The organism is Micromonospora sp. NPDC049151, assembly GCF_040648395.1.
In the GTDB taxonomy this organism is placed as follows: domain Bacteria; phylum Actinomycetota; class Actinomycetes; order Mycobacteriales; family Micromonosporaceae; genus Micromonospora.
In genome coordinates this window covers 46,852-63,872 of record NZ_JBEZDP010000005.1, presented here as the reverse complement: position 1 = coordinate 63,872, position 17,021 = coordinate 46,852, and the positions used below count along the sequence as shown (strand labels likewise).

Here is a 17,021-nt window from a genome sequence, read left to right as displayed (position 1 = left end):
AATCCGCCGCCAACCTCATGATCGACGGGGAGACCGGGCGGGGGGCCGAGGCGTGATCTTCGAGAAGGTGGTGCGGCCCCGGCTGTTCTCGCTCGCGGGCGGGGACGCCGAAGGCGCGCACGAGTGGACGCTGGAGCGGCTGGCTGCGGTGTCGCGGCGGCCGGCCGTTCTCGCGGCGCTGCGCGCGGCGTACTTCCGGCCGGCGCCGCGCACCGTGTTCGGGGTGCGCTTCCCCAACCCGGTCGGGCTGGCCGCCGGCATGGACAAGAACGGACTCGCGTTGCCGGCGTGGCCGGCGCTCGGCTTCGGCTTCGTCGAGGTCGGCACCGTGACCGCGCACGCCCAGCCGGGCAACCCCCGGCCCCGGCTGTTCCGGCTGCGCGACAGCGAAGCCGTGATCAACCGGATGGGCTTCAACAACGCCGGCGCCGCGGCGCTCGCGGACCGGCTGGCCGCGTTGCCGCGCCCGCTCGGCGTGCCGCTGGGCATCTCGCTGGGCAAGTCCAAGGTGACCCCGCTGGACGAGGCGGTCGAGGACTACCTCGCGTCCTACCGGGCGCTCAAGGACCACGGCGACTACTTCGCCGTAAACGTGTCCTCACCGAACACTCCCGGCCTGCGGTCGCTTCAGGACCGATCACATCTGGACGCGTTGCTCGCCGCGCTGGTGGGGGAGAAGCCGGTGCTGGTGAAGATCGCCCCGGACCTCACCGAGCCGGCCGTGGCTGAGCTGCTGGAGGTGTGCCTCGACCGGGGCGCGGCCGGGGTCATCGCCACGAACACCACGCTCGCCCGCGACGGGCTCGCCCCGGCCGACCGGGAGCGCGCCGCCGAGGCCGGCGGGCTGTCCGGCCGGCCGCTCACCGCCCGGGCCCGCGACATGGTCGCGTTCGTGCACCGGGAGACCGGCGGCCGGCTGCCGGTGATCGGCGTCGGCGGCATCCTGCATCCCGACGACGCCACCCGCATGTTCGACGCCGGCGCCGCCCTGCTCCAGCTCTACACCGGCTTCATCTACCGCGGCCCCGCCCTCACCCGAGCCATAACCCGAGCCACCCCCTGACCCCCCCCGCCCCGCCCCCCGACCCTCGCGATCTTGCACTTCCGGCCCCGGCACACCGCCTCATTCCGGGCGCGGCCGGGGCAGCAACCGCAAGATCGCGGGGGAGGGAGAGGGCGGGGGCGGGAGGGGGAACGAGGAGGAGTCATGACGCCTGAGGAGATCCTGGAGGCGGACCGGCGGCACGTGTGGCACCCGTACGCGGCGATGCCCGGCGTTAACGCGCCGTACGTGGTGGACAGCGCCGAAGGGGTGCGGCTGCGGCTCGCCGACGGGCGGGAGCTGGTCGACGGGATGTCGTCGTGGTGGGCGGCGATCCACGGCTACCGGCACCCGGTGCTGGATGCCGCGGTGACCGACCAGCTCGGGCGGATGAGCCACGTCATGTTCGGCGGGCTCACCCACGAGCCCGCCGTACGCCTGGCGCGCACGCTCGTCGAGCTGACCCCGGACGGCCTGGAACACGTCTTCCTGGCCGACTCCGGCTCGGTGAGCGTCGAGGTCGCGGTGAAGATGTGCCTGCAGTACCAGCGGGCGCTGGGCCGCCCGCAACGCCGCCGGCTGGGCACCTGGCGCGGCGGCTACCACGGTGACACGTTCCACCCGATGAGCGTGTGCGACCCGGAGGGCGGCATGCACCACCTCTGGGGCGACGTGCTGCCCCGGCAGGTGTTCGCGCCGGTGCCCCCGCCCGGCTTCGACGCGCCACCGGATCCGGCGTACGAGGCGGCGCTGGTGGAGGCGGTCGAGCGGCACGCCGACGAGCTGGCCGCGGTGATCGTCGAGCCGGTGGTCCAGGGCGCCGGGGGCATGCGGTTCCACCATCCGCACTACCTGCGCGTGCTGCGCGAGGTGACCCGCGGGCACGGCATCCTGCTGGTCTTCGACGAGATCGCCACCGGCTTCGGCCGGACCGGCCGGATGTTCGCCGCCGAGCACGCCGGAGTCGCCCCGGACGTGCTCTGTGTCGGCAAGGCGCTCACCGGCGGGTACCTGACGCTGGCCGCGGCGCTGTGCACGCCGGAGGTGGCGCGGGCGATCTCCGCCGACGGGGTGCTGGCGCACGGGCCGACGTTCATGGGCAATCCGCTCGCCTGCGCGGTCGCGAACGCCTCCCTGGACCTGCTGCGGGGCGGGGACTGGGCGGGACGGGTGGCGGGCGTCGAAGCCGGCCTGCGGGCCGGCCTGGAACCGTTGCGGGACGCGCCCGGCGTGGCCGACGTACGCGTGCTCGGCGCGATCGGCGTGGTGCAGCTCGACCACGAGGTGGACCTGCCCCGGGCGACCGCCGCGGCGGTCGCCGAGGGGGTGTGGCTGCGCCCGTTCCGGGATCTCGTCTACACGATGCCGCCGTACGTCTGCGACGACGCGGACGTGGCGCGGATCGCGGCCGGAGTGGCCGCCGCGGTCAAGGCCGGCTGAGTCCGGCCGATTTCGACAGGGCGCGACGGGAGGCCGTCGCCGGACACGCCAGGCGGCCCCGGGGCCGTCGGGAGAGGGAGAGACACGATGGAGACGTTCGGCGCCCGCCTGCACCGGGCCGTGGCGGAACGAGGGCCGCTCTGCGTGGGGATCGACCCGCACCCGGGGTTGCTGACCGCCTGGGGCCTGTCCGACGACGTGACGGGCCTGGAGCGGTTCTGCCGCACCGTGGTGGAGGCGATCGGTGACCGGGTCGCCGTGGTGAAGCCGCAGTCGGCGTTCTTCGAGCGTTTCGGCGCGCGTGGCGTCGGTGTGCTTGAGTCAACTATCCGACAGTTGCGAGATTTGGGAACGTTAACTCTGCTTGACGTCAAGCGCGGCGACATCGGCTCGACAGTCGCCGCGTACGCCTCGGCGTACCTAGATCCATCCAGCCCTCTGTATGTCGACGCGGTCACCGCTAGCCCCTACCTGGGAGTAGGTTCGCTCGCCCCGATGTTCTCCACCGCCACCGCGCACGGTGGTGGGGTCTTCGTGCTGGCGCTCACCTCCAACCCGGAGGGGGCCTCCGTGCAGCGCGCCGTGGGTGCCGACGGGCGCACCGTGGCGCAGACCGTGATCGACGAGATTTCCCAGCTCAACCGGGATGCGGAGCCGCTCGGCAGCTTCGGTCTGGTGGTCGGCGCGACGGTCGGTGAGACAGGTCACGATCTGGAATCGTTCAACGGTCCGCTGCTCGCCCCGGGGATGGGCGCGCAGGGCGGGACGCCGGCCGGGCTGCGTACCGTGTTCGGCGCCGCGCTGCCGTCGGTGCTTCCCTCGTACTCCCGGGAGGTGCTCGGCGCGGGCCCCGACCCGGAGCGCCTACGGGCCGCGACGGAGCGGGTGCTTGCCGACTGCCGGGCCGCCCTGGGCGTCGCCGACTGACTGACGGCTCGGTCACTTTGTGTTGATCATCGCGCGTCCACGTTGCCGAAATCTCCGTTGACCGCTAGTTTTCCCCGCGCTGGGAACCACGGACCCCTTTGGTTTCCAGCGACACCACGTTTCACAGATGCGGTGGGGCGCTCAGCCCGCCGTACTAGGGACCTGAGGAGAACTGGTGCCGCTCCCGTCACTGACCCCCGAGCAGCGCGCTGCCGCGCTGGAGAAGGCCGCGGAGATCCGCAAGGCCCGCGCTGAGCTGAAGGAGCAGCTCAAGCAGGGCAAGACCACCCTCGCCACCGTCCTCGAGCGGGCCGAGTCCGACGACGTCGTGGGCAAGCTGAAGGTTTCGGCCGTGCTCCAGGCGATGCCGGGCATCGGCAAGATCCGGGCCACCCAGATCATGGAGAAGCTCAAGATCGCGGACAGCCGTCGCCTGCGCGGCCTCGGCGAGCAGCAGCGCAAGGCTCTGCTCGGAGAGTTCGCCGCGAACTGAACGGCCCGCCGTGTAGAAACAAGCGGTGAGCACGGATGACGAGGCGCGCTCGGTGGCTCGGCTCACTGTCCTGACCGGTCCCTCCGGGTCCGGCCGGAGCAGTGTCGTCGAGGCCGTCCGGGCGCGCCTTGCGTCTGTCTGGGTCCCGGTGGTCGCCACCACCCGGCCACCGCGCCCGGACGAGCGCGACGGCGTGGACCGCGTCTTCCTCGACGCGCCCGGCTTCGACCGCCTGATCGCCGCCGGGGAGCTGCTGGAGTGGTGCCGGATCGGGCCGTACCGCCGGGGGGTGCCCCGGGCCCAGGTGCGCGCGCGGCTGGCCGAGGGGCGGCCGGTGCTGCTGCCGCTCGACCCGGCCGGCGCGCTGGCGGTACGGGCGGCGGCGCCCGGCGCCCGGTTGGTGCTGCTCGCGCCGCCGGCGTACCGGGCCGCCCCGGACGTCGCGGCCCTCCTCGCCCACGAGGTCTCACACGACCACACCGAGCGCGCCGCGGCGGAGCTGGTAGGATTGCTCGGTTCGTCCTTCCTGGCTCCGGCCCGACCGCCCGCGGGCGGCGCACGAGACGCAGAGGTTTAATTCGTGGGATCCATCGCCACCAACCCCGAGGGCATCACCAACCCGCCGATCGACGAGCTGCTCGAGAAGACCACCTCGAAGTACGCGCTCGTCATCTTCGCCGCCAAGCGTGCCCGTCAGGTGAACGCCTACTACAGCCAGCTCGGTGAGGGCCTGCTGGAGTACGTCGGCCCGCTGGTGGAGACCACCCCGCAGGAGAAGCCGCTCTCCATCGCCATGCGCGAGATCAACGCGGGCCTGCTCACCGCCGAGCCGACCGACCAGCCGTAACCACGCCCGCGCCGATGCCCGCCGAGATCGTCCTCGGGGTCGGCGGCGGCATCGCCGCCTACAAGGCGTGTGAGCTGCTCCGGCTCTTCACCGAGTCGGGTCACCGGGTCCGGGTGGTGCCGACCGCCTCGGCGCTCCGCTTCGTCGGGGCGCCGACCTGGGCGGCCCTGTCCGGCCGGCCGGTCGCCGACGACGTCTGGTCCGACGTGCACGAGGTGCCGCACGTGCGGCTCGGGCAGCACGCCGACCTGGTCGTGGTCGCCCCTGCCACCGCCGACCTGATCGCCAAGGCCGCTCACGGCCTCGCCGACGACCTGCTCACCAACACGCTGCTGACCGCGCGCTGCCCGGTGCTGCTGGCCCCGGCCATGCACACCGAGATGTGGGAGCACCCGGCCACCGTGGCGAACGTGGCCACGCTGCGCTCGCGCGGCGTCCGCGTGATCGAGCCCGCGGTGGGCCGGCTCACCGGGCGGGACACCGGCAAGGGCCGGCTGCCCGACCCGGCGGAGATCTTCGCGGTGGCCCGCCGGGCGCTGGCCCGCGGCGCCGAGGCCGACCTGGCCGGCCGGCACGTCGTGGTCACCGCCGGAGGCACCCGCGAGCCGCTGGACCCGGTCCGGTTCCTGGGCAACCGGTCGTCCGGCAAGCAGGGGTACGCGTTCGCCCGCGCGGCCGTGGCCCGGGGCGCCCGGGTCACGCTCGTCGCGGCCAACGTGGCGCTGCCCGACCCGGCCGGGGCGGACGTGGTGCGGGTGGGCACCACCGAGGAGCTGCGCGCCGCCACGATCGCGGCGGCCGCCGACGCGGACGCCGTGGTGATGGCCGCCGCGCCGGCGGACTTCCGGCCCGCCACCTATGCCAGCGGGAAGATCAAGAAGTCAGACGACGGCGTCGCGCCGACCATCGAGCTGGTCACCAATCCCGACATCGCCGCCGAGCTGGGGCGCGTCCGCCGGCCCGGGCAGGTGCTTGTGATCTTCGCCGCCGAGACCGACGACGCGGAGGCCAACGGCCGGGCCAAGCTGGCCCGCAAGAGGGCCGACCTGATCGTCGTCAACGAGGTCGGCGTGGACAAGGTCTTCGGCGCCGACACCAACGCGGTTACCGTGATCGGCGCCGACGGCGCCGTGCACCGGCTGGCCGAGCAGCCCAAGGAGGCCGTCGCCGACGCGGTCTGGGACCTCGTCCGCCAGCGATTGCCGTTGCCTTCCTGACGGTTGGTCAGCACGTTTTAAGAGGGTCACGGCGTAACGAGGACGGTTAAACTGCCGCCGAGCGACCTTTAGAAGTCTTCACATGCTTAGGAGTGCCGTGACACGTCTCTTCACGTCCGAATCGGTCACGGAGGGCCACCCGGACAAGATCGCCGACCAGATCAGTGACGGCATTCTCGACGCCCTGCTCGCCCAGGACCCGCACAGCCGGGTCGCGGTGGAGACGTTGATCACCACCGGCCAGGTGCACGTGGCGGGCGAGGTGACCACGAAGGCGTACGCCGACATCCCGACCATCGTCCGCGAGACCATCCTCGGCATCGGCTACGACTCGTCGAAGAAGGGCTTCGACGGCGCGTCCTGCGGCGTCAGCGTGTCCATCGGCGCCCAGTCGCCGGACATCGCCCAGGGCGTCGACAACGCCTTCGAGCTGCGTACCGGCGGGTCGGAGAGCGCGCTGGACGCGCAGGGCGCCGGCGACCAGGGCATGATGTTCGGCTTCGCCTGCTCGGAGACGCCCGAGCTGATGCCGCTGCCGATCGCGCTGGCGCACCGGCTGTCCCGCCGGCTCGCCGCGGTGCGCAAGGACGGCACGGTTCCCTACCTGCGGCCGGACGGCAAGACCCAGGTGACGATCGAGTACGACGGGCTGCGCCCGGTCCGGCTCGACACCGTGGTCGTGTCCAGCCAGCACGCGGCGGACATCTCGCTGGAGTCGCTGCTCACCCCGGACATCCGGGACCACGTCATCGCCCCCGAGCTGGAGGGCCTCGGCCTGGACACCGAGGGCTACCGGCTGCTGGTGAACCCGACCGGGCGGTTCGAGATCGGCGGCCCGATGGGCGACGCCGGCCTGACCGGCCGGAAGATCATCGTGGACACGTACGGCGGATACGCCCGGCACGGCGGCGGCGCGTTCTCCGGCAAGGACCCGTCGAAGGTCGACCGGTCGGCCGCGTACGCGATGCGCTGGGTGGCCAAGAACGTGGTCGCCGCCGGGCTGGCCGAGCGGTGCGAGGCGCAGGTCGCGTACGCGATCGGCAAGGCGCACCCGGTGAGCCTGTTCATCGAGACGTTCGGCACCGAGACCGTGCCGGTCGCCTCGATCGAGAAGGCCGTGGCCGAGGTGTTCGACCTGCGTCCGGCCGCCATCATCCGGGACCTGCACCTGCTGCGCCCGATCTACCAGCAGACCGCCGCGTACGGCCACTTCGGCCGGGAGCTGCCGGAGCTGACCTGGGAGGGCACCGACCGGGCCGCCGACCTCAAGTCGGCCGCGGGAGCCTGACCGCCACCACGCGCCGCGACCGGCGACCCGCACCGGGGTCGCCGGTCGCGCGCGTCTGCGTGGACGTCCCGCTGCCGCACCTCGACCGCCCGTTCGACTACCTGGTGCCCGAGGCGCTCGACGCCGACGCCCGGGCCGGGGTGCGGGTGAAGGTGCGGTTCGCCGGGCAACTCGTCGACGGCTGGCTGCTGGAGCGCGCCGAGTCGTCCGAGCACCCGAAGCTCGCGTACCTGGAGAAGGTCGTCTCCCCGGTGCCGGTGCTCTCCCCGGAGGTGGCCCGGCTGGCCCGCGCGGTCGCCGACAGGTACGCCGGCAGCCTGGCCGACGTGCTCCGGCTCGCGGTGCCGCCCCGGCACGCCCGCGCCGAGAAGGCAGTCACGGACGCCGCCGCGCCGTCCACCGACGGGCCCGCACCCGACGGCGGTCAAGCGCCCGCCGAGAGCACCGCGTCCGCCCGGGCGGAGGTGGACCCGCGCGGCTGGCGGGACTACCCGGCCGGGACGGCGCTGCTGCGCGCGCTCACCGACGGCCGGCCCGCCCGCGCGGTCTGGTCCGCGTTGCCGGGGGAGGACTGGGCCGACCGGTACGCCGACGCGGTCGCGGCCACTGTGGCCGGCGGCCGGGGCGCGGTGGTCGTGGTGGCCGACGCCCGCGACCTGGACCGCCTCGACGCCGCCCTGACCGCCGTGCTCGGCGCGGGACGGCACGTACGCCTCACCGCCGCCGACGGCCCGGCCCGCCGCTACCGGGCCTTCCTCGCCGCCCGCGCGGGCGAGGCCGACGTGGTGATCGGCACCCGGGCGGCGATGTTCGCCCCGGTGCGGCGGCTCGGCCTGGTGGCGATCTGGGACGACGGCGACGACCTGCACGCCGAGCCCCGCGCGCCCTACCCGCACGCCCGGGACGTGCTGCTCACCCGGGCGCGGCTCGGTGAGGCCGCCGCGCTGGTCGGCGGTTACGCGCGTACCGCGGAGGCGCAGTTGCTGGTGGAGACCGGCTGGGCGCGCGAGGTGACGGCCGACCGGGCGGTGGTGCGCGCGCGTACCCCGGCCATGGCGCCCACCGGCGACGACCCGCAACTGGCCCGCGATCCCGGCGCGGCCTCGGCGCGGCTGCCGAGCCTGGCCTGGACCACCGCCCGGGACGCGCTGCGCGCGGACCTGCCGGTGCTGGTGCAGGTGCCCCGCCGGGGCTACGTGCCGTCGGTGGCCTGCGCCGAGTGCCGCGCCCCGGCCCGCTGCCCGCACTGCGCCGGGCCGCTCGCCCTGCCCTCGGCGCAGGGCACGCCCGCCTGCCGCTGGTGCGGCCGGGTGGCCGCCGCGTACGCCTGCCCGGAGTGCGGCGGGCGGCGGCTGCGCGCCTCGGTGACCGGCGCCCGGCGGACCGCCGAGGAGCTGGGCCGCGCGTTCCCCGGCGTGCCGGTGCGCACCTCGGGGCGCGAGGAGGTGCTGGCGAGCGTGCCGGGCGGTGCCGGGCTGGTCATCGCCACCCCGGGCGCCGAGCCGGTCGCCGAGGGCGGCTACGGCGCGGTGCTGCTGCTCGACTCGTGGGCGCTGCTGACCCGGGCCGACCTGCGGGCCGGCGAGGAGGCGTTGCGGCGGTGGATGGCCGCCGCCGCGCTGGCCCGGCCCGGTACGGCGGGCGGCCGGGTGGTGGTGGTCGCCGACGGCGCGCTGGCCCCGGTGCAGGCGCTGCTGCGCTGGGACTCCGCGTGGTTCGCCGCCCGGGAACTGGCCGAGCGGCGGGAGCTGGGCTTCCCGCCCGCCGTGCGGATGGCGAGCGTCACCGGCGCGGCCGAGGCGGTGGCCGACCTGCTCGCCGGCGCCCGGCTGCCGGGCGACGCCGAGGTGCTCGGCCCGGTGCCGGCCGACGAGGGCAGGGAGCGGATGCTGGTACGGGTGCCCCGGTCCCGGGCAGTCGCGCTGGCCGAGGCGCTGCACGCCGCCGCCGGGCAGCGCAGCGCCCGCAAGGCGCCTGACCCGGTGCGGCTCCAGGTCGATCCGCTCACCCTGTTCTGACAGACGCGAGCGGCGTGACGGTGCGCACGCGCACCCTCGCGCACGGTCGTGAGCTGGGGTTTGCCGCACACCTGGTCCGGCAATCGAGTGGCGGGCGGTGATAGCATCGCCCGTCATGCCCAGCCGCGCGGTTTCCCCGCGCGGGACGCGGCGCGGCGGGTGCCAGAGCACGTCGGGCCGACACTCGATGTCGTCAGTCAGCCGGTGAGCAGGGGTGGACCAGTCGTGACCGTTCGTCAGTCGATCGTCTTCAACGGTGACCTCGGCAGTGGCAAGAGCACCGTCTCGGTCGAGATCGCCAAGCGGCTCGGGCTGCGCCGCGTCAGCGTCGGCGACCTCTACCGCCAGATGGCCCAGGAGCGGCAGATGACCGCCCTCCAGCTCAACCTGCACGCCGAGCTGGACCAGGCTGTCGACGGCTACGTCGACCAGCTCCAGCGCGACATCGCCGCCTCGGGCGAGTCCCTGGTCATGGACTCCCGCCTGGCCTGGCACTTCTTCACCGACGCGCTCAAGGTGCACATGATCACCGAGCCGAGCGAGGCGGCCCGGCGGGTGCTGGCCCGCCCGTCCGGCCCGGCCGAGAGCTACACCTCGCTGGAGGAGGCGCGGACCAAGCTGCGCGAGCGCAGCGAGAGCGAGCGCGGCCGGTTCATCGTCCGGTACGGCGTCGACAAGGCCCGCCTGCGCAACTACGACCTGGTCTGCGACACCACCCGGGCCAGCCCGGAGCAGGTCATCTCGCACGTCATCGACGTCTACGAGGGCCGCCTCGGCGCGGACGTGCTGCGTGCCGGCCGGCCGCTGCTGCTGCTCGACCCGAACCGGGTGTACCCCACCGAGGACGTGTCGACGCTGCGCGGCCTCTGGGACGCCGAGGCGGCCGACAGCGGCGACGAGCCGGAGCCGCTGAGCATCGGCTACACCGGCGAGTACTTCTTCGTCGTCGACGGGCACCGGCGGCTCAGCGCGGCCGTGCGCGCCGGCCTGCCGATGGTCGCGGCCCGGCTGGTCGCCGAGGTGGACGAGCCGGTGGTCGGCGGGATCAGCGCCGTCGACTACTTCACCGCGCAGGCCCGGCCGGGGCTGATCCACGACTGGGAGGACGCCCACGGCATCACCCTGCCGCTGCCGGAGCACGCGCTGCTCGGCGGCGGCCCGGTGCTCGCCGGGGAGCCGGGCGCCGGCGCCTGACCGCGCGGGGACACCGCCACCTCGCCGGCACGGGTTCACCCGGCCCGGCGGGCCGGAGCATGATGAAGGCCTCCGATGCCTGGGGAGGCGGAATCGTGGATCCGACCGACGCGCTCGCGCTGCTGATGTCCCCCGAGGGTCGCGTCGACCCCTATCCGACGTACGAGCGGCTGCGCGCGCACGGCCCGGTGGTCCAGGCCGGGCCGGTCTTCTACGTGGTCACCGGCTACGCCGAGGCCGACGCGATCCTGCGCGACCCCCGGTTCGGGGTGATGGACGACGCGCTGCGCGACCAGTTCATGCCGGGCTGGCGGGAGAGTCCAGCGGTGATGTCGATCTCCCGGTCGATGCTGCGCACCAACCCGCCCGACCACAGCCGGATGCGGCGGCTGGCCGCGGGCGCGTTCACCCCGCGCCGGATCGCCGCCATGCGCGACGTGGTGCGGGCACAGGCCGACGAACTGGTCGACGCGATGCTCGCCGCCGACGAGCCGGTCGACTTCATGGCCGCGTTCGCGTACCCGCTGCCGGTCGGGGTGATCTGCGCGCTGCTCGGCGTGCCGGCGGCGGACCGGCCGCTGTTCCGGCGCTGGGCCACCGACCTGACCGGCGTGCTCGAGCCGGAGATCACCGCCGACGAGCTGGCGGTGGCCGACCGGGGCGCGGCGGAGCTGCGCGCCTACTTCACCGAGCTGGTGGCGGCCCGCCGCCGCGCGCCGGCCGACGACCTCACCACCGCGCTGGTCCAGGCACACGACGGCGGTGACCGGCTCTCCGGCGACGAGCTGCTGGCCAACCTGATCGTGCTGCTGGTGGCGGGCTTCGAGACCACCACCAACCTGCTCGGCAACGGCCTGGTGGCGCTGCTGGAGCATCCGCGCGCCGCGGCGGCCCTGCGCGAGCGGTCCGACCTCGCGCCCGCCTACGTCGACGAGCTGCTGCGCTACGACTCGCCGGTGCAGCTCACCTCGCGGATGAGCACCGCGCCGTCCCGGTACGGCGACGTCGACCTGCCGCCGGAGAGCTGGGTCATCGTGCTGCTCGGCGCGGCCAACCGCGATCCCCGCCGCTATCCCGATCCGGCCCGCTTCGACCCGTGGCGGGCGCAGAGCGCGCCGCTGTCCTTCGGCGCCGGGCCGCACTACTGCCTCGGCGCGGCGCTGGCCCGGCTGGAGGCGCAGGTGGCGTTCCCGCTGCTGCTGCGCCGGCTGCCGGAGCTGGCCCTCGCGGGCCGGCCCGAACGGCGGGTCCGGCTCACCCTGCGTGGCCACGCCACGATGCCGGTGCGCGTGGGCCGGGAGGCGTCCCCGGTCACCGTTGCCGGTACGCCACCCGGGGCGGCCGGGCCGACTCCGTAGACTGGACGCGCATCGTTCGACCCAGACAAGGAGCCACGCCGAGTGACCGTCCAGCCCATCCGTCTGTTCGGCGATCCGGTGCTGCGCACGCCGGCCGACCCGGTCGTCGACTTCGACGCCGAGCTGCGCAAGCTGATCGCCGACCTGACCGACACGATGCGCGAGCAGAGCGGTGCCGGCCTGGCCGCGCCGCAGCTCGGGGTGGGCCTGCGGGTGTTCACCTTCGACGTCGACGACGTCCTCGGCCACCTGGTCAACCCGGTGCTGGAGTTCCCCGACGAAGAGGAGCAGGACGGCCCGGAGGGCTGCCTGTCCATCCCCGGGCTCTACTTCGACACCAAGCGCCGGCAGAACGTGATCGCCAAGGGCTTCAACGGCTACGGCGATCCGTTGCAGATCGTCGGCACCGGCCTGATGGCCCGCTGCGTGCAGCACGAGACCGACCACCTCGACGGCGTCCTCTTCGTCGACCGGCTCGACCCGGCCGGCCGCAAGGAGGCCATGAAGGCGATCCGCCAGGCCGAGTGGTACGACCAGGCCGCCCCGCCGACGGTCAAGCTCAGCCCGCACGCCGCCGGCAACCCGTTCGGCCTGGGGCGGTGACCCGGATGCGCCTTGTCTTCGCCGGCACGCCGGCTGTCGCCGTACCGGCCCTGGACGCGATCGCCGCCTCCGGGCACGAGCTGCTCGCCGTGGTCACCCGCCCCGACGCCCCGGCCGGTCGTGGCCGTGGGCTGGTCCGCTCGCCCGTGGGCGCGTGGGCCGACGCGCACGGCGTCGAGGTGCTCACCCCGGCCCGTCCGCGCGAGCCGGAGTTCCTCGACCGGCTGCGCGAGCTGGCGCCGGACTGCGTACCGGTGGTCGCCTACGGCGCGCTGGTGCCGCCGGTGGCGCTGGAGATCCCCCGGCACGGCTGGATCAACCTGCACTTCTCGCTGCTGCCCGCCTGGCGCGGCGCCGCGCCCGTGCAGCACGCCGTGCTGCACGGTGACGAGCTGACCGGGGCCAGCGTCTTCGAGCTGGAGGAGGGGCTGGACACCGGCCCGGTCTACGGCACCGTCACCGACGAGATCCGCCCCGCCGACACCTCCGGCGACCTGCTGGAACGGCTCGCGCACTCCGGTGCCGGGCTGCTGGTCGCCGTGCTGGACGCGATCGGCGCCGGCACCGCCCGGGCCGTGCCGCAGCCCGCCGACGGCGTCTCGCTCGCCCCGAAGCTGACGGTGGAGGACGCCCGGGTCCGCTGGGGCGACCCCGCGTTCGCTGTCGACCGGCGCATCCGCGCTTGCACGCCCGCGCCCGGCCCGTGGACCACGTTCCGCGACGACCGGGTCAAGCTCGGCCCGGTCACCCCGCTGCCCGAGGGCCCGGAGCTGAAGCCGGGGGAGTTGCGCGTGGAGAAGTCCGGCGTGCTCGTCGGCACCGCCACCACGCCGGTGCGCCTCGGCGAGGTGCGCGCCGCCGGCAAGAAGGCGATGCCCGCCGGCGACTGGGCGCGGGGCGCCCGGGTCACCGCGGGCGAGGTGTTCGCGTGACGGGGCCGTCGCGTCCGGACCGGCCCGCCGGGGGCGAGCGCTCCCGGGGGTACGCCGACCGGCCCGGCTCCGACCGGCCTGGCTCCGAGCGACCCGGCTCCGAGCGACCTGGCGGCGACCGGTTCGGCGACCGTGAGCGCGGCGCCCGGCAGCCTTCCGACCGGCCCGCCGCGGATCGGCGTGCCGGCGACCGGTTCGGCGGTGACCGTGAGCGCGGTGACCGGCGGGGCGGGGACCGGCCCGGCGTCGACCGGCCCGGCGTCGACCGGCGCGGCGTCGACCGGTTCGGTGGGGACCGGCGGGGCGGGCGCCCGGTCCGTCCGGCCGTCGACCTGCCCCGGCAGATCGCCTACGAGGCGATCGCCGCGGTGCACCGCGACGACGCGTACGCCAACCTGGTGCTCCCGGCGATGCTGCGCGAGGCCGGCCTGTCCGGCCGGGACGCCGCGTTCGCCACCGAGCTGACCTACGGCACGCTGCGGCACACCGGCACCCTCGACGCGATCGTCACCGACGCGGCCGGGCGGGACGTGCAGCGCATCGACCCGCCGGTGCGCGACGCGCTGCGGCTCGGGGCGTACCAGATCCTGCACACCCGGGTGCCCCCGCACGCGGCGGTGTCGTCGACTGTGGACCTGGTCCGGTCCGTGGGGCCGGGTGCCACCGGGTTCGCCAACGCGGTGCTCCGCGAGATCACCACCCGGGACGCCGACGCCTGGGTGACCAAGCTCGCCCCGGCGCCGGAGACCGACCCGATCGGGCACCTCGCGCTGGCGTACAGCCATCCGCAGTGGATCGTGCGGTCGTTCGCCGAGGCGCTCGGCGGCGACATGGGTGAGACGACCCGGCTGCTCATCGAGGACAACGAGCGCCCGCCGGTGCACCTGTGCGCCCGGCCGGGCCTGGCCGATCCGGTGGCGCTCGCCGACGAGGTGGGCGGCGCCCCCGGCGCGTTCTCGCCGTACGCGGTCTATCTGCCCGGCGGCGCGCCGGGTGACCTGGCGGCGGTGGCCGACGGCCGCGCGCACGTCCAGGACGAGGGTTCCCAGTTGGTGGCGGACGCGCTGGCGGCGGCCCCGCTGGACGGTCCGGACGGCCGCTGGCTGGACCTGTGTGCCGGTCCGGGCGGCAAGTCGGGCCTGCTCGGCGCGCTCGCCGCGATCCGTGGCGCACGGCTCACCGCGGTCGAGGTGGCCGAGCACCGGGCCCGACTGGTGGAGCAGGCGACCCGTGGGCTGCCGGTGACGGTGCTGCACACCGACGGACGCACGGTGGGCGGCGACCCGAAGCTGCCGGAGGCCCACTTCGACAGGGTGCTCGTGGACGCGCCGTGCACCGGGCTGGGCGCGCTGCGCCGCCGCCCGGAGTCGCGGTGGCGCCGCCAGCCGTCGGACCTGCCGCCGCTGACCCGGTTGCAGCGCGAACTGCTCACCGCCGCGCTGCGGGCGGTCCGGCCGGGCGGCGTGGTGGCGTACGTGACGTGTTCGCCGCACGTGGTGGAGACGCACGTGACGGTGACCGAGGCGGCCCGGCGGTGCGGTTTCGCCGTCGACTTCGTCGACGCGCGTCCGCTGCTGCCGGCCGGCATGCCGGGCCTGGGTGACGGCCCCACGGTGCAGCTGTGGCCGCACCGCCACGGCACCGACGCCATGTTCCTGGCGGTCCTGCGCCGGGCCTGACCCACACCTCTCGCAGTCGATCAAGGAGTTCGTGTCCCCGGGCCGTGCCCGGACACGAACTCCTTGATCACCATGCGGAGAAATGGGGAGGGATGGAGCGTGTGCGGCATCCCGGTGGGCAGAGGGGGTCGGTGGGATGTGACAGCCCGTTGACTGCGTGATCGATGCATGTAACTGTTTCGACCACCGGTCCCGGCACCCCGCCCGCCGAACCCCCACGAGGAGTCTCCATGAGACGCAGAACGCCGACCACGAGCCTCGCGCTCGCCCTCGTCGCCACCCTGACGACGGCGAGCCTGGCCGGCACCGCCTCCGCCGCGCCCGCCCCGGCCGCCCCCGCCCCGGCCGTCGCCGCGCTCGCCGCGCCGGACGTCTCGCTGAGCAACGTCCAGGCCCACCTCACCCAGTTCAACTCCATCGCCACCAGCAACGGCGGCAACCGGCGGGCCGGCTCGGCCGGCTACACGGCGTCGGTCAACTACGTCAAGAGCAAGCTCCAGGCCGCCGGCTACACGGTCACCGAGCAGAACTGCTCCACCTGCACCTACCCGGGCAACAACCTGATCGCCGAGTGGCCGCAGGGCCCGTCCGACCAGGTCGTCATGTTCGGCGCCCACCTGGACGGCGTCGCCGCCGGACCCGGCATCAACGACAACGGCTCCGGCTCGGCCACGCTGCTGGAGAACGCCCTGGTGCTCGCCGCGCAGAACCCGACCATGACCAAGCGGGTCCGGTTCGCCTGGTGGAACGGCGAGGAGCAGGGCCTGCAGGGCTCCAAGCACTACGTCAACCAGCTCAGCTCCACCCAGCGCGGCTACATCAAGGGCTACTACAACTTCGACATGGTGGGCTCGCCGAACGGCGGCTACTTCATCAACCGGATCACCTCGGCCACCGCCGCCCCGCTGAAGGCGTACTGGGACTCGTTCGGCATCTCGCCGGAGGAGAACACCGAGGGGCAGGGCCGCTCGGACGACTACTCGTTCGCCAACGCCGGCATCCAGACCTCCGGCTACGCGGCCGGCGCCAGCTACACCAAGACCTCGGCGCAGGCCAGCAAGTGGGGCGGCACCGCGGGCGCGGCGTACGACGGGTGCTACCACCGCTCCTGCGACAACACCAGCAACATCAACACGACCATCCTCAACCGGGCCGCGGACGGCGTGGCGTACACGATCTGGGCGCTCGCGGTCGGCGGCGGCACGCCGACCAACGACTTCTCCGTCTCGGTGAGCCCCACCTCCGGCAGCGTCGCCCGGGGCGGCTCCACCACCGCCACCGTCAGCACCGCCACCACCGCCGGCAGCGCGCAGACCGTGGCGCTGTCCGCCAGCGGCGCCCCGAGCGGCGTCTCGGTGAGCTTCAGCCCGTCCTCGGTCACCTCGGGCGGCTCGGCCACCATGACCGTCACCGCCTCGTCGTCGGCCACCACCGGCACGTTCACCCTCACCGTGACCGGCACCGGCTCGGCCACCCGCACCGCCAGCTACACGATCACCGTGACCGGCGGCAGCGGCGGCTGCACCGGCGGCCAGCTCATCGGCAACAGCAGCTTCGAGTCCGGCACCGCGCCGTGGACGGCCAGCTCCGGCGTGATCACCAACAGCTCCAGCCAGGCGGCCCGCACCGGGTCGTACAAGGCGTGGATGAACGGGTACGGCTCCTCGCGTACCGAGTCGCTGTCCCAGTCGGTCACGCTGCCGGCCGGGTGCAGCAGCTACACGTTCTCGTTCTGGCTGCACATCGACACGGCCGAGACGACCACCTCGACCGCGTACGACAAGCTGACCGTGCAGGTCGGTTCGACCACGCTGGCCACGTACTCGAACCTGAACAAGGCCACCGGCTACACCCAGCGCACCTTCAACCTGGCCGCGTACGCCGGTCAGACGGTCACGCTGAAGTGGACCGGGGTCGAGGACGCCTCGTTGCAGACCAGCTTCGTCGTTGACGACGTGACGCTGCAGGTCGGCTGAACGGTAC

At 74.3% G+C, this 17,021-nt stretch carries 14 protein-coding genes and 1 pseudogene; all 15 read left to right on the top strand.

What is annotated here, in order from left to right:
- Nucleotides 1-52: 52 nt before the first annotated feature.
- On the top strand, nucleotides 53-1,063 hold the full coding sequence (locus AB0B20_RS08130; RefSeq protein WP_357386485.1) for a quinone-dependent dihydroorotate dehydrogenase: 1,011 nt from the start codon (nucleotides 53-55) through the stop codon (nucleotides 1,061-1,063).
- A 144-nt stretch (nucleotides 1,064-1,207) separates the two neighbouring features.
- Entirely contained in the window at nucleotides 1,208-2,482 is a 1,275-nt protein-coding gene (locus AB0B20_RS08125) for an adenosylmethionine--8-amino-7-oxononanoate transaminase (protein WP_357386483.1), read from the top strand.
- An 87-nt stretch (nucleotides 2,483-2,569) separates the two neighbouring features.
- A complete protein-coding gene (gene pyrF / locus AB0B20_RS08120; protein ID WP_357386481.1) occupies nucleotides 2,570-3,409 on the top strand; it encodes an orotidine-5'-phosphate decarboxylase in 840 nt (279 codons plus the stop codon).
- Nucleotides 3,410-3,584: 175 nt separating this feature from the next.
- On the top strand, nucleotides 3,585-3,902 hold the full coding sequence (gene mihF, locus AB0B20_RS08115) for an integration host factor, actinobacterial type (protein ID WP_013285515.1): 318 nt from the start codon (nucleotides 3,585-3,587) through the stop codon (nucleotides 3,900-3,902).
- Nucleotides 3,903-3,927: 25 nt separating this feature from the next.
- On the top strand, nucleotides 3,928-4,479 hold the full coding sequence (locus AB0B20_RS08110; RefSeq protein ID WP_357386479.1) for a guanylate kinase: 552 nt from the start codon (nucleotides 3,928-3,930) through the stop codon (nucleotides 4,477-4,479).
- A 3-nt stretch (nucleotides 4,480-4,482) separates the two neighbouring features.
- Nucleotides 4,483-4,749, top strand: coding sequence for a DNA-directed RNA polymerase subunit omega (rpoZ, locus tag AB0B20_RS08105; RefSeq protein WP_013285517.1), 267 nt, complete (start codon nucleotides 4,483-4,485; stop codon nucleotides 4,747-4,749).
- 14 nt (nucleotides 4,750-4,763) lie between these two features.
- On the top strand, nucleotides 4,764-5,966 hold the full coding sequence (coaBC, locus tag AB0B20_RS08100; RefSeq protein WP_357386477.1) for a bifunctional phosphopantothenoylcysteine decarboxylase/phosphopantothenate--cysteine ligase CoaBC: 1,203 nt from the start codon (nucleotides 4,764-4,766) through the stop codon (nucleotides 5,964-5,966).
- Between the two features lie 97 nt (nucleotides 5,967-6,063).
- A complete protein-coding gene (gene metK, locus AB0B20_RS08095; RefSeq protein WP_357386475.1) occupies nucleotides 6,064-7,254 on the top strand; it encodes a methionine adenosyltransferase in 1,191 nt (396 codons plus the stop codon).
- A 59-nt stretch (nucleotides 7,255-7,313) separates the two neighbouring features.
- Entirely contained in the window at nucleotides 7,314-9,272 is a 1,959-nt protein-coding gene (locus AB0B20_RS08090; protein ID WP_357386473.1) for a primosomal protein N', read from the top strand.
- 225 nt (nucleotides 9,273-9,497) lie between these two features.
- Entirely contained in the window at nucleotides 9,498-10,466 is a 969-nt protein-coding gene (locus AB0B20_RS08085) for an AAA family ATPase (protein ID WP_357469164.1), read from the top strand.
- A 95-nt stretch (nucleotides 10,467-10,561) separates the two neighbouring features.
- Complete coding sequence (locus AB0B20_RS08080; protein ID WP_357469161.1) at nucleotides 10,562-11,824, top strand: cytochrome P450; 1,263 nt, start codon at nucleotides 10,562-10,564, stop codon at nucleotides 11,822-11,824.
- A 42-nt stretch (nucleotides 11,825-11,866) separates the two neighbouring features.
- Nucleotides 11,867-12,427 (top strand): peptide deformylase, encoded by a 561-nt coding sequence (gene def / locus AB0B20_RS08075; protein WP_043324943.1) that lies wholly within the window; start codon nucleotides 11,867-11,869, stop codon nucleotides 12,425-12,427.
- Between the two features lie 5 nt (nucleotides 12,428-12,432).
- The gene (gene fmt, locus AB0B20_RS08070) at nucleotides 12,433-13,359 is read left to right on the top strand and encodes a methionyl-tRNA formyltransferase (protein ID WP_357469158.1); all 927 of its coding nucleotides are present in this window, start codon (nucleotides 12,433-12,435) and stop codon (nucleotides 13,357-13,359) included.
- Between the two features lie 305 nt (nucleotides 13,360-13,664).
- Nucleotides 13,665-15,038, top strand: a pseudogene (locus tag AB0B20_RS08065) (transcription antitermination factor NusB); the annotation flags it as partial.
- Nucleotides 15,039-15,268: 230 nt separating this feature from the next.
- The gene (locus AB0B20_RS08060) at nucleotides 15,269-17,014 is read left to right on the top strand and encodes a M28 family peptidase (RefSeq protein ID WP_357386463.1); all 1,746 of its coding nucleotides are present in this window, start codon (nucleotides 15,269-15,271) and stop codon (nucleotides 17,012-17,014) included.
- Nucleotides 17,015-17,021: the final 7 nt, after the last annotated feature.

What these genes read in the sequence shown, in the direction of transcription:
- pyrF (WP_357386481.1), top strand. Translation starts at nt 2,570, where the DNA reads ATGGAGACGTTCGGCGCCCGCCTGCACCGGGCCGTGGCGGAACGAGGG.
- fmt (WP_357469158.1), top strand. Translation starts at nt 12,433, where the DNA reads ATGCGCCTTGTCTTCGCCGGCACGCCGGCTGTCGCCGTACCGGCCCTG.
- coaBC (WP_357386477.1), top strand. Translation starts at nt 4,764, where the DNA reads ATGCCCGCCGAGATCGTCCTCGGGGTCGGCGGCGGCATCGCCGCCTAC.
- AB0B20_RS08060 (WP_357386463.1), top strand. Translation starts at nt 15,269, where the DNA reads ATGAGACGCAGAACGCCGACCACGAGCCTCGCGCTCGCCCTCGTCGCC.
- AB0B20_RS08125 (WP_357386483.1), top strand. Translation starts at nt 1,208, where the DNA reads ATGACGCCTGAGGAGATCCTGGAGGCGGACCGGCGGCACGTGTGGCAC.